This window comes from Thermosynechococcus sp. FA-CM-4201 (genome assembly GCF_054689355.1).
This window is the reverse complement of the sequence record NZ_CP079920.1, coordinates 864,199-887,597: the sequence shown is the minus strand read 5'-3', so window position 1 is coordinate 887,597 and position 23,399 is coordinate 864,199. Positions and strand designations below refer to the sequence as shown.

Genomic DNA, 23,399 nt, shown 5'->3' with positions numbered 1-23,399 from the left:
TCTGCACTGCGCATCGCTAAACTAGGGATTGGCGGCACTACTGTTGCGGAGTCTCCAATGGGCGTTTTTGGTGGCCTTTTGCTAATTGCGGCGATCGTCCTCTTTTTTGTGCAGCGCCACTATCGTCTGAAGCTCCGTAGCCTCAAGCTAGCCACGCCATCCACCACAGCGGATCTTCATCAGCTCCAACAGCAGGTGGCGCAGGAAATTGGCGGTGGCAACCTACGGGAATATGTGAAGGTCTCGGGTCAGATTGTTGTGGATCAGCCCCTGATCTCAGAGTTAAAGCAGGTGCCCTGCGTCCATTACCGCATGTGTGTCAGCCGCGAGTATGAAGAACAGGTGCGCGAAACCGATAGTGAAGGCCGCACCCGCTGGCGCACTGAACGCCGCTCCGACACGATTAGCAGCAATAGCCAGACCATTCCTTTCCGCGTGCGCGATCGCTACGGCGAGATTGAAGTCGATCCCCGCGGGGCTGATATGGAAACCATCCAAGTCCTCGATGAATTTCGACCCGCCAATAACACTGCCCGCCTTGGCTTTGGCAGCTTTCAGATCAACGTGGGCAGCCTCACCTTTGGCAGTGGCAATACCATTGGTTATCGCTATCAGGAATGGATCACGCCAGTGGATCGGCAGGTGTTGGTGGTGGGTACTGCCAGTGATCAAACGGGTACGCTGCGCATTGAGCGTCCCACCGCCAAGGGACAAAAGTTCTTTGTCTCCCTAAAATCAGAAGACAGCCTGAGTCAAGACACCAGCAATGCCGTACTCTACTCAACCATTGGTGCTGCGGCCTGTGGTGGGTTGGGGGTCTTGTTGATCTTGGTAGGGCTGCTGTAGCAGTTCACTGAGGGCGAGCCAATCCTCGAGGCTGAGGGCTTCGGCGCGGCTATTGACATCTCGCCCCAACTGAAGCAGCGCTTGGCGCACTTGATCGGGTTCCACAAGGGACTTGAGGGCATTGGCCAGCATCTTACGGCGAGTGGCAAACCCCTGTTTCAGCAGCGTTTCTAACCATTGGGGCGATCGCACCCTTGGCAGTGTCGCGTGGGGACGCAGACAGATCACCACAGAATCCACCTTAGGTGGCGGCTGAAAGGCCCGGGGGGGCACCGCACACACCTTCTCACAGGTGGCCAGAAATTGCACCCGTACGGAGAGGGCACCGTAGGCTTTGCTACTGGGGGTTGCCATCAGGCGATCGCCAATTTCTTTTTGCACCAGTAGAATCAACCGCTCAAAGGCCGGGCGACGCGGTCGGGCAATACTGCCAAGCAGATGCCCCAGTAAGGGTCCTGTAATGTTGTAGGGGATATTGGCCACCACTTTGTTGCACCCCAAGGGCGCTAAGTCCAGCCGCAAAATATCGCCTGCGATCAACTGAAACCGGTCACTGCCAAACTGCCGTTGCAATTGGCCACAGAGATCTCGATCCAGTTCAACGGCAATTACCTCAGCACCGCTAGCTAGAAGAGGACGAGTGAGGGCACCCCGACCGGGACCAATTTCCAAGACGCGATCGCCCGCGTGCAGTTCAGCCGCTGCAATGATCTGGGCTAAAACCGATTCGCTGCGCAGCCAATGCTGGCCAAACCGTTTGCGGGCACGAATCACCTAGCGCGGCCCCAAGCCCACCGTGGGTGCGTAGACCGCCTGATCCCCTAATTCTGCTTCAATGCGCAACAGGCGATTGTACTTGGCAACCCGTTCACTGCGGCAGAGGGAACCGGTTTTAATTTGACCCGCACGGGTGGCCACGGCCAAATCGGCAATCGTGGTATCTTCGGTTTCACCAGAGCGGTGGCTAATCACTGAGCGGTAGCCCTTGCGGGTTGCCAGATCAATGGTTTGCAGGGTCTCGGTTAGCGAGCCAATCTGATTGAGTTTAATCAAGATGGCATTGGCTACGCCATTGTCAATCCCCCGTTGCAAGCGCTTGGGATTGGTAACAAACAGATCATCCCCCACCAGTTGAATGCGACCGCCAAGGGTTGCGGTCAAGAGTGCCCAGTTGTCCCAGTCCTCCTCCTGCAATCCGTCCTCAATCGAGACAATGGGATAGTTGCTCACCAGTTCTTCGTAGTAGCGGATTAACTCAGGGCCAGTGCGGCTGGCATTATCAAACATATATTTGCCGTCTTCATAAAATTCATTGGCGGCGACATCGAGGGCAAGGGCAACGTCAGTGCCGGGGGTGTAACCTGCGGTTTCAATCGCCTGCAGCAAAATATCCAAGGCCGCTTGGTTGGAGTCAAGGTTAGGCGCAAAGCCGCCTTCATCCCCCACACCGGTCAGTAACCCCTTATCCGCCAGCACCTTACTCAGAGCGGCAAAAACCTCTGCCCCCCAGCGCAGTCCCTCCCGAAAACTAGGGGCACCAATGGGCATGATCATGAATTCCTGGAAGTCAATATTGTTGGCGGCGTGGGCACCACCGTTAATGACATTCATCATTGGTACAGGCAGCACATTGGCCAGCGGCCCCCCCAGATAGCGGTAGAGGGGTTGACCAAGATATTCGGCGGCTGCTTTAGCCGTGGCAAGGGAAACCGCAAGAATGGCATTGGCACCGAGGTTGGATTTGTTCTCACTGCCATCCAGTTCCAAGAGGCACTGGTCAATCACCGTCTGATCAAGGGCGTTGAGATCCACAAGGGCACTGAGAATCGTGGTTTCAATGTTTTCCACCGCTGTGAGGACGCCTTTGCCACCGTAGCGCTTGGGATCGCCGTCCCGCAGTTCATGGGCTTCAAAACTCCCCGTTGAGGCACCACTAGGAACCTGCGCCAGTCCAACAATGCCACAATCTAGTTCGACTTCTGCTTCTACCGTGGGGCGCCCCCGCGAGTCGAGAATTTCGCGGGCACGAATCGTTGCGATCGCCGTATCCATCATCTGCTTATCCTCAATATGCAGCTAGATTGTACGATAGATGCCCGATAAAACTGAAATGGCTTAAGGATGACCTAAGCTATTAAAGTGCCCTGTATTGCATTGCCTTTCTTGTCTGAGACTGGTTTAATTTGACTCAACTTTGGTGTATATCATTCACAATTGGGGGAGTAACGATTACCGAGACTGTTAGTCAGTTTCACTTGACCAACCATTCGTAGGAATCCATCATGACCACTATTGCCCGAAGTCGTTCCCCGCAGTCTGAGATACCCGCCCGTCCTATCACCACAGAGACCGTTCACTATCAGGTTGTGCATTGGATTAGGGGGCGCTTTCGGATTCGTATTCCTCGGTTGGGCTTTGATGCAGAATATGGGGCACGGCTGCTCTACATTGTGGGCAGTTTACCCGCAGTAACAACGGCACGCATTAACCCCCCTGCCCGCTCCCTTGTGGTGGAATATAACCCTAAACTTTTTGGGGAAGCCCTAGCAACGATTCAGGGGCAAATTTTTGAGTCGATTCAAGTGGCCGCCAATCCAGATCTTCCCGCCCTGAGCACTGAAAAAGCCACCCCTGCGGCAGAAGCTCACGAAATTAACTATTGGGAACGCTTGGGTTTACCGGCTCTGGGTTTGGGGTTGAGTGTGGCCTCCCTGATGGGGGTACCGATTCCCGGCTATGTGATTGCTAGTGTCGTGATTGCTGGGGCAATGCCGGTGTTTCAGCGAGCATGGGAAGCGATTCAGGAGGAAAAACAGTTAACGATTGACTTCCTCGATGGGTTGGCAATTTCCCTGCACACCATGCAAGGACACTATTTTGCCCCCTCCTTTATGCTGGGTCTGATTGAGGGGGGGGAAGTGATCCGTGACCTCACGGCACGGGGATCGGAGCGGGCGAACCTTGATTTGCTCGACTGTCTGGGCAAAACCGCCTTTGTGGAACGGGACGGCGTTGAGGTGGAGGTGGCAGTCAAGGATCTCGTGGAGGGCGATCGCGTGGTCGTCTATCCGGGGGATCAAATTCCCGTTGATGGCATTATTTTGCGGGGTACAGGCCTCATTGATCAGTGCAAACTCACGGGGGAGTCCGTACCGGTAACCCGCACTGAGGGAATGGAGGTTTTTGCTTCGACCCTACTGGTGGATGGCCAATTGGTGATCTTAGCGGAGCGGGTGGGTAACAATACCCGTGCGGGCGTGATTGTCGGCTTAATGCAGTCGGCACCGGTGCATGACACTCGCATTGAAAACTATGCGGCTGCTGTCGCTAACCAGATGGTGGTGCCTACCTTGGCCATTGGGGCAGGCGTGGGGTTACTCTCTGGGGATTTGAATCGGGCGATCGCGCTGCTGACCCTTGACCTCGGTACGGGGATTCGGGTCTCTGTGCCCACCACGATTTTGTCGGCGCTCACCTATGCAGCCCAACATGGCGTGCTCATTCGCAGTGGCCGGGCGATTGAAAAACTGGCGCAAATTGACACGATTGTTTTTGATAAAACGGGCACCCTCACCCAAGGTCATGCTGGCGTGACAGATATTAAAGTCATGGATCCGCGCTTCAGCGCCGATGACATCCTCAGTATGGCCGCCAGTGCTGAGCAGGGACTTACCCACCCCGTGGCTGAAGCCATTGTCCGCCATGCCCGCGAAACCCAGCAACCCCTCTTTGACTGTGAAGACTGGGAATACCGCGTTGGCCTCGGTGTGGCCACAAAAGTGCGGGGTGTGGATCTGCGGGTGGGCAGCCGCCGCATGATGGAGCAGGAAAACATTTGCCTGATTGATCTCAATGAACGCTTTCCCGATCTCGATTCTGGGCGAGCTTCGATTGTCTATGTGGCTGGGGATGGGCGTTTGATTGGGGTGATTCTCTACAGCGACCCGATCCGCAATGAAAGTCCTGAAGTCATCCGTGAACTCAAGGGGGCGGGCATTACTCCCCATATGCTGACGGGCGATATTGGCCGCGTTGCCCGTGCGGTGGCCAAAGACTTAGGGATTGCTGCCAACAATATCTACGCCGAAGCCTTCCCAGAAAAGAAAGTGGAGGTGGTGCGTGCCCTTCATGACAGCGGTAAAGTGGTGGCTTTCTGTGGGGATGGGATCAATGACTCGGCGGCGCTTGCCTATGCCGATGTCTCTATTTCCTTTGCTGGGGCAACCGATATTGCCCGTGAAACCGCAGATGTGGTGCTGATGGAGGATGATCTGCGGGGACTGACCCTTGCCATTCGCATTGCCAAGCAGGCGATGGAGATTGTCTGGCAAAATACAGCAATCGTTGCCATTCCCAATATTGGGGCGCTGCTGTCGGGGGTGTTCTTTGCCCTTGACCCGATTTTGGCAGTGGTCATTAACAACGGCACAGCCATCTTAGCGGAGTTGAATGGGTTGCGCCCCTTGGCGGGTCCCGGTGGCTCCTTGCCCTTACCCCCCGTCAAAGACACGCAGGAATTTCTCGCTGAATGGGAAGCCACCCACCCGGATCATCCGGTGCAGCATATTCCGCCGAAAGTCACTGGCGCTCAGGCTGAGCCTTCGCGGTTGGCTGGATAAGCAAGGGCAGCCAATTCACGGCGGCTGAGGGGACGAACGGCTCTGGGGCGAAGATTGCCGAGATGAACCGGGCCGATCGCGATCCGTTGCAAGGCAACAACAGGATAGCCAAGCTGATCGGCCACACGGCGAATCTGGCGGTTGCGGCCTTCGTGCAGGATGATTTCCAAGAGGGAGCGATCGCCCTCACTGCGCAGGAACTGAACCACCGCGGGTAACGTCATTACCCCGTCCAAGGGAACCCCTTGTCGCCATCTTTGTAACACCCTTTCTGGCGGCTGTCCCTGCACCCAAACGCGGTAGGTTTTGGGGATGTGATGGCGGGGATGACTGAGATAGTAGGTGAAAGCCCCATCATTGGTCAGCAGCAGCGCCCCACTGGAGTCAGCATCTAAACGACCCACAGGATGTAGCCCCCCCACGCCCTGATACATTCGTGGCAATAGATCCAAAACCGTGGTTCGACCTTGGGGATCGTGACAAGTACAGAAAACCCCCTTGGGTTTATGGAGCAGCAGGTAGAGCCGTTGGGGTGGGTGGGGTGGGTTCAGGCACTCTCCTTTGTATTCAATGCGATCGCGCGTTGGATCGACTTTGTCCCCCAATTGTGCCCGCTGACCATTGACAAAGACGTGACCACTGCGAATGAGTATTTCCGCATGGCGTCGCGAGGCCACTCCCCAATGGGCAAGGACTTTTTGTAATCGCTCAGTCGTCATAGGGGGTATAGTTGCTATCTAGGATGTGGTGGCACTTTTGAGGAGAATCTCTATGGCAGATGGTTGCCCGGTAGTTGCCAATCCCGCAGCAAACTTGATAGAAAAGAACTGTTTAATCCTTAACTATTATCTGCCGTGAGGAGTTCTATGAAATCTTTTTATAAACTTGCCGCCCTAGGCTTAATTTTAGTTGGTTTTTCTACAACACTGGTTGCCTGTGGTGGTGGCGGTGGTACGACCGATAACCAAACACCAGCGGAATCTCCGAGTCCGCAGACCCCAGGGCAGTAGTTCCCTCTCATCCTTACTAGCATATTGACGACACTAAGTGGGGGTAGCCGTAGGGGTTGCCCCTTTCATTTGCACGAAATGCAGTAAGCAACTCCCCTATCCGAGGGAGCTTTCCAGTTGATACTGCTCCCAAAGGGATTGATAGAGTCCCTCGGTTGCCACCAGTTCATTGTGGGTACCCTGTTGAACAATGCGCCCTTCATCCATGACCAGAATGCGATCGCAAGTTGCCGCTGCCGACAATTGATGGGAAATAAAGAGCACCGTGCGCGTGTGCTGTTGCTGCCGCAGCGCTTGCAAAATTTGGCTAGCGGTTTGGTTATCAACGCTGGCAAGCGCATCATCGAGGACTAAAATCGGCGCATCCACCAGTAGGGCACGGGCTAAGGCGGTTCGTTGGCGCTGTCCCCCAGAGAGGGTAATGCCCCGCTCGCCCACAAGGGTGTCGTACTGCTTGGGAAAGTTGAGAATTTCGTGGTGAATTTGGGCTTGGCTGGCGGCAGCAATCACCTTTAGCTCCGTGGCATCGGGTTCGCCATAGCGGATGTTGTTTTTGATCGTGGTGCTAAAGAGAAAGCTTTCTTGGGGCACGTAGGCGATCGCCCCCCGCAGATCGGCAAGGCGCAGCCGCGTAATGTCAATGCCATCAAGGAAAATCTGATTCGGAGCAATCTCCAAGAGTCGGGGTAGGGCACTGGCCAAGGTGGATTTGCCACAGCCAATCGGGCCGACGATCGCCACCATTTCCCCCGCTTGAATTTCAAAACTAAGGTGATTGAGGGCAGGGGTGCTGCGATTGGGGTAGGTAAAGGTCAAGTCTTGACAACGCAGGTGTCCTTGAACGCGATCGCGGGGGAGGGCAAGGGCATCCGGGGCATCGGCAATGCGCGGCTCGACACTCAAAATCGCTTCAATACGGTCAATGCTCACTTCACCCCGTTGGTAGGTGGTAATCGTAAATCCCAATAATGCCGTCGGGAAAATCAATCGCTCAATGTACAGCAGCAGGGCAATAAAATCCCCCACCTGAATCGTATTGGCTGCAATCATGCGGCTGCCAAACCACAGTAAAATCAGCAAACTAAAGCTGACCATCCCCCCCAAGAGGGGAAAGAGAATGTTGCGGGTTTTGGCCAGTACCAAGTTATTGCGGAGTAAGTCTTGATTTAACTGGTCAAATTGGCGTTGTTCATTGGCTTCTTGGCCATAGATTTTAATTAGGGCAATGCCACTCATGTCCTCTTGAATGAGATCGCTGAGTTCCGAGAGGCTTTGTTGCACATCGAGCTGCTCTGCCCGCAGGCGATCGCTAAAGGTTTGGACAATAAAAAGAACCGCTGGATAGACGGCGATCGCCCCCAAGCTCAACCCCGGATGAATTGCCAGCATCACGGGCAGCGTCATACCGTAGGCAAACAGGGTGTTCGCCGCACTCAAAAGGGCAAAACCCACCAAACGGCGAATATTATCCACATCACTGGTGGCACGGCTAATGAGATCCCCAGGGGTATTCTCCGCAAAGTAACTGGGTTCTAAACGCAGCAGATGTTCAAAGAGCCGTTGCTTGAGGTCAAATTCCACCAATCGCCCAGCCCCAAAGATCCACAGGCGCGAAGCCATGCGAATCAGCCACATCAGAGAGGCTAGGCCAATCAGCAGCAGGGCATAGAACACCACCCGCTGAAAGTCAAACTTAGCCTGCAATTCATCAACGGCAGTGCCGATCAGCAGTGGCAAATAAGTCCCTAGGAGGTTGACAATGAAAAGCGCCGCAATGCCCCCCCAAATTTTTGTTTGGTGAGGACGCAGATAGGCCAGCAGGCGACGAAAACGGCCAGAGCGGCCAGCTTTAGGAAGAGTAACCATATCCTCAACCTAACAGATATTGCCCCCCTAGGGGGTAGCGCTTTCGAGAAACTGGTTGAGGTCTTCCACTAGACGATTTAGCTCTGCTTCAGTGGTTAAGCGAATGCGGTCATCGCGTACCGTCAAGAGGACTTTAGCGGCGTAGGGGTTAGCCCAGATATTCGGGTTACAAAATACTTCAAAAAAGACTTCACCCACGTGCTGGTATTCCATCGCCGCTTGGGGAGACAGGGGAGTACCGCTGGCTTTGGCATTGGCGATCGCCCGCATCCGTTCCATTAAGACTTGAATCTCTTGCCGTAGGGCCTCTGCGGCTGCCGCCGAAAAGCAAAAACTTACTGAGCCTTCGACCAAGTTCACCCGCATTCGCTGCTCACTCATCGGCTCTGGCTGAACACATCTGTTGTCATTATAGAGGGCATCTTCTCAGTCAAAAGGTGGGGAATCCTCTTGGGGGGGATCTACGCTATGCTCCACCAGATATTCATAGCGCAGCAGTTCAAAACTCCGCTCACCGTAGCGATCGCGAATGTGTTCACAGCAGCACTGAATGGCAAATTCATCGAGTTCCTCGGGCATGACGCCGTACAAGTCCTCAAAAACCTCTGGGGTGACGCGGCAAAAGCGGGGGCGATTCTCATATATACGACAGCGGCGGCTCAGGGGTTCAAAGTGAATACACCAGCCATCGGCACCAATGAGGGATTGGTAGAGGGCAAATTCCTCTGCATTGAGAATGGTGGGCACCTCTGAGCGATCGCTCAACTCAAGGTAACAGCAGGCACCACACCCCTGCATACACTGCCATTTTTTCATGCTTTCAGGATAATGCAACGGTTTCTGGGGGCATTGGTGTCTCAGCAGGCACTTCCTCCAGCCAAATTTGATCACTACGGGGATCAACACGACTCACCCGCACCAGCACACACTCTCCTAAATTAGCCTGCCGTTGAAAGCGCATTGCCAGTTCTACTCCCAAATCCTCCAGTAAAACCAGCCCCAGCCCCTCCTCAGAACGCAACCAACGCAGTAGAATGCCCCGCCACACCTCTTCGCGATGCCGCCGCAGGTACTCCAAGCACCAATAGCGGTTGGTCTGCCGCTCCACAAGGGAGGACTCCTGAACTGAAGATACCAACCCCAATAAAATTTCATTCAGTTGCTCGGGGGTTAGGGGTGGGGTTTCCCCGCGCAGGTGGGCTTTAATTTGACGGTGCGCCAGCAGATCCGTGTAGCGACGAATGGGGGAAGTCACTTGGCAGTAGGCATCAAGACCCAGACTGGCATGGGGATTGGGTTGGGTACTCATTTCACTGCGGGGCATACAACGACGAATGGCACAGTCACGCACCATTCCAGCGGGCAGTTGCAACAATTCCTCCTCTGAGGGCAGTTCTGGCGGTGATTGACTGCGAAAGGGCAGAGGGATGCCCTCACGGGCGCCAAAATGGGCGGCTACTTCACCAGCAAGAATCATCATTTCTGCCACCAGTTGGCGGGCGGGGGAGTCATGGAGGGGCGAGATTTCCACCTCTTCACCAGCCACTTTAATGTTGGGTTCAGGGATATTAATGCGAATCGCTCCCCGTTGTTGTCGCCACTCACTGCGCCGCTGTCCCCATTGGGCGATCGCCAGCAGATCCGCTTCCCCAGTCACCCCCTGCTCCAAAATCATGTCCACATCGTCATAGCTCAGGCGATAGGTGGGGCGAATCCAACTGGGGCAAATTTCGTACTCCAAGACCTCACCACTCTCAGCCAACAGAATGCCAAAACTCAGCGCACAACAGGTTTGTCCCGCCACCAAACTCATCGGCCCTGTGGCCAACTCTGTCGGAAACATGGGAATCATCCCCGTCGGTAGATAGACCGTTGTGGCGCGGCGGCGAGCCTCCTGATCCAAGACATCATCCACCATCACCCAGCGGGTGGGATCGGCAATGTGAATCCACAGCTTTTGGCGATCGCCCACGACTTCGAGGCTGAGGCCATCGTCAATTTCTTGGGTACTTTCGTCGTCAATGGTATAGACCTTGAGATGGGTGAGATCGCGGCGCAGGGGAGCGTCAATATCTGTGGGGGGTGAGGTGAGGCGTTCATGGGCCACAGCAAGTACCTTGGCAGAGAATTCAACGTCAATTTGACTACGGCGCAGGAACAGATTTTCGTGCTCTGACCAGAGACCCAGATCCACCAACAGTTGGAAGGCGCCCAAGGGTTGGGTGGGACGCTTCAATTCACTGAGGAGGTCAATGGCTGCTTGGTGTTGGCCACTGGGTTCAATGGCTATAGCATAACGTTCTAACTGCTCAAGGCGCTTGCGATCGCTGGCAGACCACGCCACAGTTTCCCCTTTCAGGGCTTGGGTCAAATGTTCACGGAAGCTGACTTCCTCCGCCAAGCGTTGGGCTTCCCGCTCGCTTTGATGTTTGAGTTCTGCCACTTGGGCAGCCGGTCGAGCCTCGTAGGTTTCCCCCTTGAGCTTGAAGTAGAAACGATCCTCGCTGAGGAGATAGTAGGCGGCATAGCAGGCCACCGCCGATCGCTCCGAAAAAAGTAGCTCCGCTAGATCCGCTGGCGTAATGGCGCGGTTTTCCTCGCGGATAATTTCCCAAGCCACTTCTAAACTGTCGGCATCCAAGAGCGGCTGCACCTGTTGCCAAAATGTGGGAATCTCTTGGGGACGAAACCGCTCCTCGGGCACCGTAAAGGTCAGTTGGCGCGGATGAATGGTGTGGGCTTGCAAATGCTGATCAATGGCAATCCAATGCTTCTTACCTTCGGGACGATCGATCACCGCCAAGCGACGCTGGTTATTGACCCGAAATTCAATGAGGGTGCCTTTTTCCACGGCTGCCGTGCTGTACCATAACCTGACAATTATAAAGTTTATTGCCTCTGACTGAGCAGCAGGGGATAACCACAGTAGCGTTCCAACAGGACAATGGCGACAATATCATCAATGGGTCGGGGGGGCAGGCGCAACCCCTTGGGAATCAGCCGCTGCCAACCTTGGGGCGGAAAGAGTTGCCAATAGCGATCGCGGGCCTCTAGGGTGCTATTGCGCTCATCCACTGGAATAATTTCTACAGCCAACGCCGCTTGCAGTTGCTGCTGCCACTGGCGGGAAGTGGTTTGATTGCCCATAATCACCTGTTCAAATGGGTAGGCTTGATGCCACTCCTGGACACGGGCGATCGCGCGATCGCTGGCCACCACTTCATAACGGATCACTTCTTGACCAAAGGCAAGGGCTAACCCACACTTGTCCCGCCCCGGATCAAACCCCAACAAATACTTAGTGCGACCCATTTGCGTCATTTGCTAGAGTGGAGAGGTTATCGAATTGGGAGCGATCGCCCTGTGAGCCTACCCGCTGCGACCATCCGTCGTCTGTTGAATGTACCGCAAGTTGCTGCCATTTGGGTCGGTGGCGGCCGCAGTCTCGACAGCGAGAACGACGAGGTCTTTTGTGCTGCTTGGCTCGATCCCAAGGATCAGGGGGTACGCAGCATGGAGGTTGGTCAGTTTCCACCCACCCCAGAGCAACTCATGCGGCTGTTGGTGCAGGCGATCGAATATCCCCGCCATCCCCAAGCTCAGCCCTGCCGTCCCCACACCATCATCGTTGATGACCGCGAGTTGCAATTTTTTCTGCGCGGTGTGGTGGCTCCCCTCGATATTCAGGTGGAGTATCAAGCCCACATTCCCCTGCTGGATGAATTTTTTGAATTCATTGCGGCAGAAGTAACCAGTGATGATGAAGATGTTGAGGTACTCCCCCCTGAATATGTTTCTCTCTACAAACAGAAAATTAGGGAATTTGCTCAACTGGACATCTGGCGGCGCCTAGACAGTCTTACCCCCCTTAAACTCCACTGCGACGCTTGGGACTCTCCCACCCTTTTTGCGGTACTGGTGAACCCCCAAGGAGCCAACCGTGACTTTGGTCTGATGCTCTACCGCGGGGAGGAGGCACTACGCAACTTTTGGCAGCAGATTGATCAAGAATATCCCTACATTGACGAAGACGATGATGAACGCTTAGAGGAAACGGTTCTGCGCAACGATTGTCTCTTCTTGAACTTTTCTGAGGTTGACGAAGAGGATTTAGGCAACGATCTCTTTTTTGCCCTCAAGGGCCATCTTTACACCATTGAACCAGGTGTCATCCATCCTTTGGAGGGAATGCGACCCTTTTACGCCCCTGAGGAAGCGGAAATGGTCTATGTGGCGATCGAGGCTCTGATCAAATTCTGGAAAAAGACCAAGAAACAGTTTGAGAAGGAGGAGTGCCCTGAACTAGAGCTGAGGTTCAAGATTCCTTCACCCCGCCATTCTGCCCTTAGTTATCAGGTGCAAGTGGCAACCGTGCCAGAGATGATGGCAGAAATCAATGGTGACCTTGAGGAGAGCGAATCACAGCACCAGATTCCCATTGATACGGAAGCAATTCCGGGGGAAGCCTATATCCTCTTTAAGTTGTTTCCGCCGAAAGAGCTACAGGAATTACAAACAGCCGTCTCTTACCATCAACGGGGGGAGATTCCCGAGGCGTTTGAGGGCTATCCTGTGTTGACGATTCAAACCAAAAAAGCCGCAGCAGAGGCGCTCGCCGCGAAAATTGCCGAGGAGGGCGGCATTCACCATCTGACGGTCTTTCCCCTCTCAGGCCCCGAGCAAATAGTCATGCTCCTTGCCCAAACCAATGCCAATCATCTGTGGCTTTTGGATACCTTTGACCCCGAAAGTGGTCCGCTGCTCCTCGACTGGATCAAGGAGGTCAATGAACTTGAGGGCGCCTGTGGCCTTGCTGTGGCCTATGGCATGACGGGCAAAACGCGGATGCAGCCAACCCTCAAGCAAATCGTGGGACTTTTTGAAACGTCCCTTGTGTTTAGTTTCGTGGACACCCAACGTCCACCAACCCCTCAGCCCATTGAGATTTCTAAACGCTAGAGAACGGTGAAGTCTCTACGGATTCTACTGCTTCAGGCACGGGGCGATCGCACCACCCAGCAGGAGGAATTGGCGGAGTTTATCCGCCTGAGTGCTTTGGCCGCCGAGCAATTTACAGTGCTCAATGGCTTTGAGTGTGCTGACTTTAGCCCCGACTGTATTCAAGGCTTTGATGCACTTTTTATCGGTGGCTCCAGTGATGCCACAGTGCTTAAGCCAGACATCTATCGCTTTGTCCCGCCGGCAATGGACTTAATTTTGGCCTGTATTGAGCAGGAGATCCCCGTGTTGGCCTCCTGCTTTGGCTTTCAATTGGCAGTGCAGGCTCTAGGCGGTCAAGTGATTGTGGATCGCGAGGCCATGGAAATGGGCACCTACCCTTTGTATCTCACCCCAGCGGGGGTTGCGGATCCATTGTTTGCTGGCTTTCCCAATCCCTTTTTGGCCATTTCCGGACATCAGGAGCGTGCCTTGACGCTGCCAGCGGGAGCGACCTTACTGGCCTACAGTGAGTTGTGTCCCTACCATGCCTTTCGCTTGGAGGGCAAGCCCTTCTATGGCTTTCAGTTTCATCCCGAAGTGGACGATCGCGACCTGATTGCCCGCATTAGCCGTTATTGCGATCGCTATCAATTGGGCACTGCGGAACTGGAAAAACTCAAGCAAACAGCCCGTCCCACCCCCTACGCCAATCAGTTGATCCGCCGCTTTGTTGAGGTGGTGCTGGGCTATATCCCCAGTTGTGCTTGAATCTCGGCTAGTTGCTCCTCTAGGGTGGTGGCTTGGAGCCAATGAATCCCCGGTTCTGCCCGAAACCATGTCCGCTGTCGTTTGGCAAATTGCTGTGTGTGCTGCACGGTGAGGGCAATAGCCTCCGCGAGTGTGACTTCTCCCCGCAGATATTGGCGCATTTCGCGATAGCCCAGTGTGTCTAATAGGGGCAGTTCATCACCGTACTGCGCTTGCAGTTGCCGAATTTCATCGAGCCATCCCATCGCTAGCATCTGGTGGGTGCGCTCTTCAATCCGTGCCCGCTGTTGTTGGCGATCGCCCCCCGGCAGGGCAAAGTACCAAATCGGGTAGGGAGGCGGTTCGCGCCGCTGCTGCTGGCTGAGGGGTACCCCCGTTACGTAATAGACTTCCAAAGCTCGCAGGGTACGCACCTGATCGCGGGCATGGATGCGTTGCGCCGCCACAGGATCCACCTTTTGGAGCCATTGATAGCATTCCTGCTGACCCAGCGCCATCAACTGCGCCCGTAGATGCGGTTGCGGTGGGACTTGGGGCATCGTTAGCCCTTGGGTAATACTGCGGATGTACAATCCTGTCCCCCCCACCAAGAGGGGTGTGATTCCTTGGGCGTGGTAGTGGGCAATGAGGGCTTGGGCTTTGGCTTGGTAAATCGCTAGGGTCAAAGTATCGCGGGGGTCACAAATATCAATGAGGTGGTGAGGCACCTGCTGTTGCTGGGCTGGGGTGGGCTTGGCGGTGCCAATATCAAAGCCCCGATAGACTTGGCGGGAGTCCGCACTCAAAATCACGCTATTCAATTGCTGGGCAAGGGCGATCGCCAGCGCCGTTTTGCCTGTGGCCGTTGCCCCCCCAATAACAATTAGCCCTGCATCCCCCACTCAAATACAGCCTGAAAATTTCCTAGAATCCCCTATAACCCTTATGTGCTAAAATTTAGGTCAGATTTGACATTTAGGCAAGTGAAGACGCATTTGCCTCGATTCTATAGCAGTTAGGGAGTTGCCATGACCGCCGAGTATTCCTCTGCCCAGTTGCGGGTGCTCAAAGGCCTTGAACCCGTGCGGACACGACCGGGGATGTACATCGGCAGCACTGGCCCCAAGGGACTCCACCACTTGGTCTATGAAGTCGTGGACAACTCCGTTGATGAAGCCTTAGCGGGATACTGCTCCACTATTTTAGTCCAGATTAATGCCGATGGTTCCGTCACTGTCACCGACAATGGGCGCGGTATTCCGACGGATATTCACCCCGATACAGGCGTCTCTGGGGTTGAAACCGTGATGACGGTGCTCCACGCCGGGGGCAAATTTGGCGATGGCGGCTACAAAGTCTCAGGGGGGTTGCACGGGGTTGGTGTCTCTGTGGTCAACGCCCTCTCGGAATGGTTAGAAGTGACGGTGTGGCGCAATGGTTTTGTCCATCATCAGCGCTATGAACGGGGAGTTCCCATTACTCCCCTCGAAAAGACCCCCGATACTGAAGAACGGCGGGGTACGTCAGTGACCTTCTTTCCCGATCGCCAGATTTTCACAGAAACGATTGAATTTGACGCCAAGGTGCTGATGACACGGCTGCGGGAACTGGCCTACCTCAATGCCGGCATCCGCATTGATTTCAAAGATTTGCGCGTTACGCCCCCCCTCAGTGAAACCTACTGCTATGAAGGCGGCATCCGTGAATATGTCCGCTACATGGTGCAGGAAAAGGAACCCCTTCACCCCGAGATCATCTACATTCAGGGGGAAAAAAACGATGTGCAGGTGGAAGCAGCCCTACAGTGGTGTGCCGATGCCTACAGTGAAAACCTGCTAGGCTTTGCCAATAATATCCGCACCATTGATGGCGGTACCCACATGGAAGGGCTAAAGGCAGTCCTGACGCGGACGCTCAATGCCCTTGGCCGCAAGCGCAACAAACTCAAGGAAAATGATGCCAACCTTGCCGGCGAAAACATTCGCGAAGGTCTGACCGCGATCATTTCTGTCAAGGTACCCAACCCCGAATTTGAAGGGCAAACAAAAACCAAGCTGGGCAATACCGAAGTACGCGGCATTGTGGATGCCATTGTGGGCGAAGCCCTAACGGAATACCTTGACTTTCATCCGACGGTCACTGACACGATTTTGGAAAAAGCCATCCAAGCCTTTAATGCGGCTGAAGCGGCGCGGCGGGCACGGGAAATGGTACGGCGCAAGTCGGTGTTGGAGTCTTCAACGCTGCCGGGGAAATTGGCGGATTGCAGTTCACGGGATCCGGCTGTCTCGGAAATTTTCATTGTCGAAGGCGATTCTGCCGGTGGGAGTGCTAAACAAGGGCGCGATCGCCGATTCCAAGCGATTTTGCCGCTGCGGGGCAAGATTCTCAACATTGAAAAAACTGATGATGCCAAAATCTACAAGAATAATGAGGTGCAGTCCTTAATTACTGCCCTTGGTTTAGGTGTGAAGGGTGAGGAATTTGACCCTGCCAAGCTGCGCTATCACCGCATCATTATTATGAGTGTGGCCGGGGATGAACCCACCCTTGTCATGAATGCCTACGGCCATGTGGAATTGGTCAAAATTGGCGAGTTTATTGATCAGTGTATTGAGGGGCAGCGGATTGCTGAGCACTATCAGGTGATGTCCTTTGATCCCAAGACGGGTCAGACTCGCTTTCAACCCCTGAAGGCAGTGATTCGCCATTCCCATGAGGAGCCAATGTATGCAATTCAAACCCGCTACCATCGCTCCATTAAGGTGACGGCCTCCCACAGTGTCTATGTCTATGAAGACGGCCAGATCAAGTTGAAAAAGGGGAATGAGATTCGAGTGGGCGATCGCCTTGTTGCCAGTCGCCGTTTACCGCGTCCCCCAATTGTTGAGCGCATTGATCTGCTGCACCTGTTTTACCAAGCGGGTCTCACGGAGGGGCTGTATCTCAAGGGGGAAGGTGTCAAAGCCCTCTGTGGCCAACAACTGCTGGCACGGGTCGAGTGCCCCTCGGAATGGCAAGAACCGCGTGTTGCCTATGATCCCCATTTGTGGGAAACCCTACGGCAGGCCCGCCAAGCCCAAGGCCTCAGTCAACAGGCTGTTGCTACCCAAGTGGGGGTTAAACAGGCCATCACCATTTCCCAATGGGAACGGGGTCAAACAACGCCCACCCTGAAACACTTCCTCAATTACCTCGAGGCCATTCAGTGGCATTACCCACTACACTACCAAACACTACCATCGCGGCTGGAGAGTATTCAAAATCAAAGTGACGACAGCCGAAATGCCCCGTACCGCCAAATCAGTGGTTATAAGCCCCTCAATAGCTTTACCCTTGCGGAACTGGCGTACCTCACTGGGGATGTGCAACTCGTACCCCGCGCCCACCATGACAAAGCCTTTGATCGGTATTTAGCGGTCAGTCGGCAGTTACTGTGGTTTTTGGGCTGGTATGTGGCCGAGGGAAGCTTGAGTGAACATCAGGTGAGCCTGAGCCTAGGGGCAAAAGATCAACCCTTCATCCCTGAACTCTGCCGTACCATTGAAACCCTCTTTGGTGAGTCTCCCCGCTGCTATGCAGATCCTGACAGTCAAGGGCAAAAGCTCTACTTCCACAGTGTCTTGGCAGCCCGCTTGCTTAAAGCCTTGGGAGTGGCGGGCAAGGCCCATGAGAAGTCCCTGCCTTCGCTCATTTGGCGAGTGTTACCAGAGCTACAGTTGGCCTTTTTGGAGGGGTATTTCCTCGGCGATGGGGCGATCGCCCGCAGCCACATTTCTATGACCACCACTTCTCCTACCCTCAAAGATGGCCTCCTCTACCTGTTTGGTCAGTTGGGCTGGGTAGCAAGCTGGACAACGCTAAAACCAGAAGCCGTTGCCAATTCACGGGTACAAACCCGCCACGAAGTGCATTGCCTCACCCTGAGCGGTAAACCCCAACTGGAAGCTGCTCGACCCATTTGGCAGCGTCATCCCCACAGTGAATCCCTGAAGGCCTATCTAGCTTCCCCCCACCACAGGTCACTGGCTTTTACCCCTATTAGTGAAGACTTAATGGCACTAGAGGTGACGCAAGTTACCGAAATTCCACCCGTGGGTGAGTATGTCTATGACTTCTCAGTGGCGGGGGATGAGAACTTTATTTGTGGTATCGGTGGGTTGTGTGCCCACAATACGGACGCTGATGTGGATGGCTCACATATTCGCACGTTGTTGCTGACCTTTTTCTATCGCTATCAGCAGGAATTGATTAACCAAGGCTTTGTCTATATTGCCTGCCCACCCCTGTATAAGGTTGAACGCGGGCGACAGCACTTCTATTGCTATAGCGATCGCGAGCTGCAACAACAGATTGCTTCCTTCCCGGAAAATGCCAACTACACGATCCAGCGCTTTAAGGGTCTTGGGGAAATGATGCCTGAGCAGTTGTGGGAGACGACGATGAACCCAGAAACGCGCATTCTCAAACGGGTGGAAATTGAAGATGCCGCTGAGGCCGATCGCATTTTCACGATCCTCATGGGCGATCGCGTGGCACCTCGTCGCGAATTTATCGAGACCTATGGCCCACAGTTGGCGCTCGAGAACCTCGATATCTAAAGCCAGCCCCCAGAGTAGATGTGCTATAGTAGCTTTAGTTTGGCTGCGACGTTGGTGACTGCCAATATTGTTTTGTGATCTACAATTGCAAAACATTTGGGAATCAACACTGTGGGCGGCAGTAAACTGGTCTTCGAGCCAGAAACTTCTAAGTCTGCGGTTAGCATTCCCCCCTAGTCTTTACTAGGTCATAAACTGAGGTAAAACGGCGTCGCGGTTAGACTTTTCCTAACCATGAACCATCGTTACATTCTCCTGTACAAGCCTTATCGCGTTCTCTGTCAGTTTCAAGATCAAGAGGGGCGATCGACCCTCAAAGATTACGTTCCTATCCCCGATGTTTATCCCGCTGGGCGCCTCGACTACGACAGTGAGGGGCTGGTTCTGCTCACCAATGATGGCTGGTTGCAACACCGCTTGACGGATCCCCGCTATGGCCATCCGCGCACCTACTGGGTACAGGTGGAAGGTGAACCGGATACAGCAGCCCTGACTCAATTAGCGGCGGGGGTAGTGATCCAAGGCTACCGCACCCGACCGGCTCGTGTCGAGATACTCAAACAAGACCCGCCTTTGCCGCCAAGGGATCCCCCGATTCGCTATCGCCGCCATATCCCCACCCAGTGGCTGAGCTTGACTCTACAGGAAGGTCGCAATCGCCAAGTCCGCCGCATGACGGCTGCGGTAGGATTTCCCACCCTGCGCTTGGTACGGGTGGCGATCGCCAACTTGCAATTGGGTGACCTTGCCCCCGGCCAATGGCGAGAGATTCTGCCCTCAGAACGGCAAGCCCTTTGGCAATCCTGCGGTCGGCGACCTTAGCATTTCTTAATAACCTTGGAAGTCTATATTAAAATCAAGTAATGCTTATTCGCCTTGACTGCACTGCATTTATTTACGAGGTCGTCCGATGGGACAGCCGTTTCTCAGTAAAATTGGTCGTCCATGGCTGATCGGGGGGGCGATCGCCATCGGATTGGGAAGTTTGGCAATTAGTTTTAACTACTGGCAGCAGCTTCAACGCGCCAGTGAAGAGCAAGAAATCCAAGCCGCCCTCGCCAACCCCATCAGCGATCGCATTACCGCCCTTGGCCGACTGGAACCGGAAGGGGAAGTGGTGGCGGTGAGTGCCCCCTCAATGACAGAGCGATTGGGACAGTTGTTAGTGCGCGAAGGCGATCGCGTGGTTGCTGGTCAACCCCTTGCCTATTTAGATACCTATCCAGAGCGCAAAGCCGAACGGGATTTGGCTGCCAGTCAGTTGCAGGAAGCCCGCCTACGCTATGAGGCCGAAACCCGCTTAGCCCTTGCTCAAATTGCCGAAGCCGAGCGCCGTCGCGATCGCGCCAATGAACCGGCGATTGCCGCCATTCAAGCCCAGCAGGCCACGATTCAACGCATCCAAGCGGAACTCGAGACCGCTAACCGGGAGTATCAGCGCTTTGCCCAACTCTTTGCCGATGGGGCAGTGTCGCAACAGGATCTCGACGATCGCACTGTCCGCGTCCGTAGCTTGCAGGAAGAACTGCGCAACGCCCAAGCCAACCTCGTTCGCTTGCAGGAAGAGCGCCGCACAGAACTGGCCACAGCAAATGCCCAAGTGGACGCCGCCCAAGCGAATCTGAGACGGGTACAAACCCAAGTGCAACTCCTTTCAGCAGAGCGCAATCTGCAACTGGCAGAAGCCCGCCTTGAGCGCACCATTATTCGCGCCCCCCGCAATGGTCGGGTGCTGCGGATTCACACCAGAGCCGGCGAAACCATCAATGAACGGGGGATTCTTGAATTGGGGAATACTGACCAAATGTATGCCGTTGCTGAGGTGTATGAGACCGATGTGCCTCGGGTTCGTGTGGGGCAGCCCGCTGAAATTCGCAGCAGTGCCCTCAGTGCGCCGCTTACTGGCCGTGTGGCTCAAGTGGGGCTGGTGGTGGCCAAGAATGACGTGACTGATACGGATCCAGCCGCCAAAACCGATGCGCGGGTTGTGGAAGTCAAAATTCGTTTAGATAACAGTGAGCCAGTGGCGGGGCTGACCAATATGCAGGTGGAAGTGGCCATTGATCCCCGTTGAGGTGCACCAATGATTTTTGCGATTCCCCTTGCTTGGCTGCAACTGATTCGGGAGCGGATTCGCCTCTTGGTGGCGATCGCTGGCATTGCCTTCGCAGTCGTGCTGATGCTGATGCAGTTTGGCTTTCGCGATGCCCTCTTTAAGGCGGCAGTGCGCTTCCACGAGAGCTTAAACACCGATATTGTCCTCATTAGCCCTCAATCCACGGCGCTGATTGCCATGCGCAGCTTTCCCCGACGGCGACTTTACCAAGCCGCGGGCTTTGAAGGGGTTGAGTCGGTTTCTCCCCTCTACCTGAGTTTTGGTCTCTGGCGCAATCCCATTAACAAAAGTACTCGCCAACTGATGGTGATTGGCGTGGATCCGATGGCGGTGTCCATTTCCGTATCCGATACCCCCCACTGGCAGGATGCCATTAAGCTGGCGGATCACGTCCTTTTTGATGCCCAATCCCGCGCTGAGTTTGGCCCGATTCCTGAGCTATACCGCCAAGGGGAAGAGGTCACGACCGAAGTCTCTGGCCGCAAAATCACCGTAGCAGGCTTGTTTCGCATGGGAGCCAACTTTGGTGCCGATGGTAATTTGCTCACGAGCGATTTGAACTTTTTGCGCCTTTTCCCCGAACGTAATCCGGGGCTGATCGATGTCGGTCTAGTACGGGTGCAGCCGGGGGTAAATACGAAAGCACTGGCACGGCGGATGAATGCTTCCCTCGGAAATGATGTGCTGGTGATGACCCGTGAGGAGTTTGCTGAGTTTGAGCGCAGTTACTGGGAAAACAGTACCTCCATTGGCTTTATTTTCTCCCTCGGTGCCCTAATGGGATTTATCGTTGGTTCGGTGATTGTCTATCAAATTCTCTACACCGATGTCACGGATCACTTGGCGGAGTATGCCACCCTCAAGGCCATGGGCTACCGCGATATCTTCTTCTATGGCGTGGTGATGCAGGAGTCGTTGATTCTTTCCTGTATGGGTTATATTCCTGGATTCATCGTTTCGTTTTTACTCTATATCGTGATTGCCGATGCCACATCACTGCCAGTGTGGATGACAGTAGAGCGAGCCAGCTTGGTCTTTACCCTCACGGTGCTGATGTGTACCCTTTCGGGGGCGATCGCCATGCGGCGGATCCAAGCGGCTGATCCTGCCGATATTTTCTAGGATGGTGTTATGGAGCCAGTGATCCACATTCAAGGCCTCAATCACTACTTTGGTCAGGGGCAACTGCGCAAGCAAATTCTCTTTGATCTTTGCGCTCGCATTGAGGCGGGTGAAATTGTGATCATGACGGGGCCTTCGGGGTCAGGGAAAACCACACTGTTAACCCTGATCGGTGCCTTGCGATCGGCACAAGAGGGCAGTCTGCGGGTGCTGGGTCAGGAGCTACGCAATGCCACAAAAGAGCAGCAGATTCAAATTCGGCGGCAAACGGGCTATATCTTCCAAGCGCACAATCTGCTCCATGCCTTGACGGCTCGCCAAAATGTTCAGATGGCACTGGATTTGCAACCCCACCTCAGTCCACAGGAAGTCCGAGAACGAGTGGAAGCAATGCTCTGTGCCGTTGGCCTTGGAGAGCGCCTTGACTACTATCCCCATGAGCTGTCGGGGGGGCAAAAGCAACGGGTGGCGATCGCCCGCGCTCTCGTGGGACACCCCAAAATTGTGCTAGCAGATGAACCCACGGCTGCCCTCGATAAAAAATCGGGTCGCGATGTGGTGGAAATCATGCGTAGCCTTGCTCGCGAACAGGGCTGCACTATTTTAATTGTGACCCACGATAACCGTATTCTCGATGTCGCCGATCGCATTATTCACATGGAAGATGGCCGCCTCTCAGAAACCACGATTGGCATTTCCGCCTAGCCTAGAATAGGGGCAGGCAGTGCAGGGCAAATCCGCTGATCATGTTTGCAGCTCGAACAGTACCCATTTTGGAGAGTGGCGATCGCCTCAGTCGCGAGGCCTTTGAGCGCCTCTATGCCCAATGTCCCCACATTAAAAAAGCGGAACTGATTAACGGAGTCGTGTACGTGGCCTCCCCTGTGCGGGTGAATTCCCACAGCCGTCCCCACAGTCTGATCATGGGCTGGTTGATGGCCTTTGAAGTGGCAACAGTCAACGTCATGGTGCTCGATAATGCCACCGTCCGCTTAGATGCCCAAACAGTGGTGCAACCCGATGCCCTGCTGCGCCTTGTCAATGGCACCTCCCGTATCAGCGAGGATGACTATCTTGAAGGGGCACCTGAACTGATTGTCGAAATTGCCAGTAGCAGTGCCGCCTATGACCTCCACGACAAACTAGAGGTTTATTGTTGCTGTGGCGTTCAGGAATACTTGGTCTGGGTGGTACCGGAGCAGGATTTTCACTGGTATCTCAAGGAAGGAACCAGCTACCGCCGTCAAGCGCCCGATGACCACGGCATTTTTCGCAGTAGGCACTTCTCTGGATTGTGGCTACACTGGCCAGCCCTCAGAGATGGGCATTTACCCCTAGTGCTGGAAACCCTGCAAACAGGATTGAAGTTGCGGCAAACCCCATAACTATTAGTGAACTGTCGCTTAACTGTAAGAACTCTGTGCTATGGTCATAGGTAGCGGCTTGCAAGCGCGGCAGTGGCACTTGTCAACTCTTCTCGTTTCCAACAGCTTCATCTTGCCAGAGGTCTCCGGCGGCAGTGTTTGCCGTA

The 23,399-nt window shown here is 54.5% G+C and carries 20 protein-coding genes and 1 other RNA gene; 12 read left to right on the top strand and 9 right to left on the bottom strand.

All coding sequences use genetic code 11. The features are described from left to right. Window positions 1-57 precede the first annotated feature (57 nt). Entirely contained in the window at window positions 58-846 is a 789-nt protein-coding gene (locus KV190_RS04305; protein ID WP_460194747.1) for an E3 ubiquitin ligase family protein, read from the top strand. On the opposite strand, the gene rsmA is transcribed toward KV190_RS04305, so the two are convergent. Then, a complete protein-coding gene (rsmA, locus tag KV190_RS04300; protein ID WP_460195219.1) occupies window positions 781-1,617 on the bottom strand; it encodes a 16S rRNA (adenine(1518)-N(6)/adenine(1519)-N(6))-dimethyltransferase RsmA in 837 nt (278 codons plus the stop codon). The two genes, KV190_RS04305 and rsmA, sit on opposite strands and share 66 nt — an antisense overlap. 3 nt (window positions 1,618-1,620) lie before the next feature. Then, complete coding sequence (gene eno / locus KV190_RS04295) at window positions 1,621-2,901, bottom strand: phosphopyruvate hydratase (protein ID WP_460194746.1); 1,281 nt, start codon at window positions 2,899-2,901, stop codon at window positions 1,621-1,623. Between the two features lie 227 nt (window positions 2,902-3,128). Here eno and KV190_RS04290 point away from each other — a divergent pair, with 227 nt between their 5' ends. Beyond that, a complete protein-coding gene (locus KV190_RS04290) occupies window positions 3,129-5,465 on the top strand; it encodes a heavy metal translocating P-type ATPase (RefSeq protein WP_460194745.1) in 2,337 nt (778 codons plus the stop codon). Here the strand turns inward: KV190_RS04290 and KV190_RS04285 are convergent. Continuing rightward, window positions 5,435-6,184 carry a pseudouridine synthase gene (locus tag KV190_RS04285; RefSeq protein WP_460194744.1) on the bottom strand — a complete coding sequence of 250 codons (750 nt, stop codon included), beginning with the start codon at window positions 6,182-6,184 and terminating at the stop codon, window positions 5,435-5,437. The genes KV190_RS04290 and KV190_RS04285 overlap by 31 nt on opposite strands. Window positions 6,185-6,331: 147 nt before the next feature. Between KV190_RS04285 and KV190_RS04280 the strand changes: the two genes are divergently transcribed. Beyond that, window positions 6,332-6,475, top strand: coding sequence for a hypothetical protein (locus KV190_RS04280; protein WP_460194743.1), 144 nt, complete (start codon window positions 6,332-6,334; stop codon window positions 6,473-6,475). 96 nt (window positions 6,476-6,571) lie between these two features. Here KV190_RS04280 and KV190_RS04275 read toward each other — a convergent pair whose 3' ends face one another. Genes KV190_RS04275 through KV190_RS04255 form a run of 5 tightly spaced genes read right to left on the bottom strand, consistent with a single transcriptional unit; the run spans window position 6,572 to window position 11,662 of the window. Further along, the gene (locus KV190_RS04275; protein WP_460194742.1) at window positions 6,572-8,341 is read right to left on the bottom strand and encodes an ABC transporter ATP-binding protein; all 1,770 of its coding nucleotides are present in this window, start codon (window positions 8,339-8,341) and stop codon (window positions 6,572-6,574) included. A 27-nt stretch (window positions 8,342-8,368) separates the two neighbouring features. After that, complete coding sequence (locus KV190_RS04270) at window positions 8,369-8,722, bottom strand: hypothetical protein (protein WP_460194741.1); 354 nt, start codon at window positions 8,720-8,722, stop codon at window positions 8,369-8,371. Between the two features lie 45 nt (window positions 8,723-8,767). Further along, on the bottom strand, window positions 8,768-9,157 hold the full coding sequence (locus KV190_RS04265; protein WP_460194740.1) for a YkgJ family cysteine cluster protein: 390 nt from the start codon (window positions 9,155-9,157) through the stop codon (window positions 8,768-8,770). A gap of 4 nt (window positions 9,158-9,161) precedes the next feature. Next, complete coding sequence (locus KV190_RS04260) at window positions 9,162-11,192, bottom strand: ribonuclease catalytic domain-containing protein (protein WP_460194739.1); 2,031 nt, start codon at window positions 11,190-11,192, stop codon at window positions 9,162-9,164. A gap of 38 nt (window positions 11,193-11,230) precedes the next feature. Beyond that, window positions 11,231-11,662 carry a RuvC family protein gene (locus KV190_RS04255; RefSeq protein ID WP_460194738.1) on the bottom strand — a complete coding sequence of 144 codons (432 nt, stop codon included), beginning with the start codon at window positions 11,660-11,662 and terminating at the stop codon, window positions 11,231-11,233. Window positions 11,663-11,704: 42 nt separating this feature from the next. Here KV190_RS04255 and KV190_RS04250 point away from each other — a divergent pair, with 42 nt between their 5' ends. Continuing rightward, window positions 11,705-13,300 (top strand): DUF6930 domain-containing protein, encoded by a 1,596-nt coding sequence (locus tag KV190_RS04250; RefSeq protein ID WP_460194737.1) that lies wholly within the window; start codon window positions 11,705-11,707, stop codon window positions 13,298-13,300. A gap of 6 nt (window positions 13,301-13,306) precedes the next feature. After that, window positions 13,307-14,050 (top strand): type 1 glutamine amidotransferase, encoded by a 744-nt coding sequence (locus tag KV190_RS04245; protein WP_460194736.1) that lies wholly within the window; start codon window positions 13,307-13,309, stop codon window positions 14,048-14,050. Here the strand turns inward: KV190_RS04245 and miaA are convergent. Continuing rightward, window positions 14,029-14,931: a tRNA (adenosine(37)-N6)-dimethylallyltransferase MiaA gene (miaA, locus tag KV190_RS04240; RefSeq protein WP_460194735.1), complete on the bottom strand. Its 903-nt coding sequence runs from the start codon at window positions 14,929-14,931 to the stop codon at window positions 14,029-14,031. The two genes, KV190_RS04245 and miaA, sit on opposite strands and share 22 nt — an antisense overlap. A gap of 126 nt (window positions 14,932-15,057) precedes the next feature. Between miaA and KV190_RS04235 the strand changes: the two genes are divergently transcribed. From KV190_RS04235 to KV190_RS04205, 7 genes are all read left to right on the top strand, one after another. Further along, complete coding sequence (locus tag KV190_RS04235) at window positions 15,058-18,630, top strand: DNA gyrase subunit B (protein ID WP_460194734.1); 3,573 nt, start codon at window positions 15,058-15,060, stop codon at window positions 18,628-18,630. A 37-nt stretch (window positions 18,631-18,667) separates the two neighbouring features. After that, a non-coding RNA gene (gene ssrS / locus KV190_RS04230) (6S RNA) lies at window positions 18,668-18,854 on the top strand. A 10-nt stretch (window positions 18,855-18,864) separates the two neighbouring features. Continuing rightward, window positions 18,865-19,452 (top strand): pseudouridine synthase, encoded by a 588-nt coding sequence (locus KV190_RS04225; RefSeq protein WP_460194733.1) that lies wholly within the window; start codon window positions 18,865-18,867, stop codon window positions 19,450-19,452. Between the two features lie 88 nt (window positions 19,453-19,540). Continuing rightward, on the top strand, window positions 19,541-20,704 hold the full coding sequence (locus KV190_RS04220; protein WP_460194732.1) for an ABC exporter membrane fusion protein: 1,164 nt from the start codon (window positions 19,541-19,543) through the stop codon (window positions 20,702-20,704). 9 nt (window positions 20,705-20,713) lie between these two features. Next, complete coding sequence (gene devC / locus KV190_RS04215; RefSeq protein ID WP_460194731.1) at window positions 20,714-21,868, top strand: ABC transporter permease DevC; 1,155 nt, start codon at window positions 20,714-20,716, stop codon at window positions 21,866-21,868. Window positions 21,869-21,877: 9 nt separating this feature from the next. Then, the gene (locus tag KV190_RS04210; RefSeq protein WP_460194730.1) at window positions 21,878-22,573 is read left to right on the top strand and encodes a DevA family ABC transporter ATP-binding protein; all 696 of its coding nucleotides are present in this window, start codon (window positions 21,878-21,880) and stop codon (window positions 22,571-22,573) included. Window positions 22,574-22,614: 41 nt separating this feature from the next. Next, window positions 22,615-23,253 carry a Uma2 family endonuclease gene (locus KV190_RS04205; RefSeq protein ID WP_460194729.1) on the top strand — a complete coding sequence of 213 codons (639 nt, stop codon included), beginning with the start codon at window positions 22,615-22,617 and terminating at the stop codon, window positions 23,251-23,253. Window positions 23,254-23,399: the final 146 nt, after the last annotated feature.

What these genes read in the sequence shown, in the direction of transcription:
- KV190_RS04225 (WP_460194733.1), top strand. Translation starts at nt 18,865, where the DNA reads ATGAACCATCGTTACATTCTCCTGTACAAGCCTTATCGCGTTCTCTGT.
- KV190_RS04235 (WP_460194734.1), top strand. Translation starts at nt 15,058, where the DNA reads ATGACCGCCGAGTATTCCTCTGCCCAGTTGCGGGTGCTCAAAGGCCTT.
- eno (WP_460194746.1), bottom strand. Translation starts at nt 2,901, where the DNA reads ATGATGGATACGGCGATCGCAACGATTCGTGCCCGCGAAATTCTCGAC.
- KV190_RS04285 (WP_460194744.1), bottom strand. Translation starts at nt 6,184, where the DNA reads ATGACGACTGAGCGATTACAAAAAGTCCTTGCCCATTGGGGAGTGGCC.
- KV190_RS04290 (WP_460194745.1), top strand. Translation starts at nt 3,129, where the DNA reads ATGACCACTATTGCCCGAAGTCGTTCCCCGCAGTCTGAGATACCCGCC.
- KV190_RS04255 (WP_460194738.1), bottom strand. Translation starts at nt 11,662, where the DNA reads ATGACGCAAATGGGTCGCACTAAGTATTTGTTGGGGTTTGATCCGGGG.
- KV190_RS04220 (WP_460194732.1), top strand. Translation starts at nt 19,541, where the DNA reads ATGGGACAGCCGTTTCTCAGTAAAATTGGTCGTCCATGGCTGATCGGG.
- KV190_RS04275 (WP_460194742.1), bottom strand. Translation starts at nt 8,341, where the DNA reads ATGGTTACTCTTCCTAAAGCTGGCCGCTCTGGCCGTTTTCGTCGCCTG.
- KV190_RS04265 (WP_460194740.1), bottom strand. Translation starts at nt 9,157, where the DNA reads ATGAAAAAATGGCAGTGTATGCAGGGGTGTGGTGCCTGCTGTTACCTT.
- KV190_RS04210 (WP_460194730.1), top strand. Translation starts at nt 21,878, where the DNA reads ATGGAGCCAGTGATCCACATTCAAGGCCTCAATCACTACTTTGGTCAG.
- KV190_RS04205 (WP_460194729.1), top strand. Translation starts at nt 22,615, where the DNA reads ATGTTTGCAGCTCGAACAGTACCCATTTTGGAGAGTGGCGATCGCCTC.
- KV190_RS04280 (WP_460194743.1), top strand. Translation starts at nt 6,332, where the DNA reads ATGAAATCTTTTTATAAACTTGCCGCCCTAGGCTTAATTTTAGTTGGT.
- KV190_RS04305 (WP_460194747.1), top strand. Translation starts at nt 58, where the DNA reads ATGGGCGTTTTTGGTGGCCTTTTGCTAATTGCGGCGATCGTCCTCTTT.
- devC (WP_460194731.1), top strand. Translation starts at nt 20,714, where the DNA reads ATGATTTTTGCGATTCCCCTTGCTTGGCTGCAACTGATTCGGGAGCGG.
- KV190_RS04270 (WP_460194741.1), bottom strand. Translation starts at nt 8,722, where the DNA reads ATGAGTGAGCAGCGAATGCGGGTGAACTTGGTCGAAGGCTCAGTAAGT.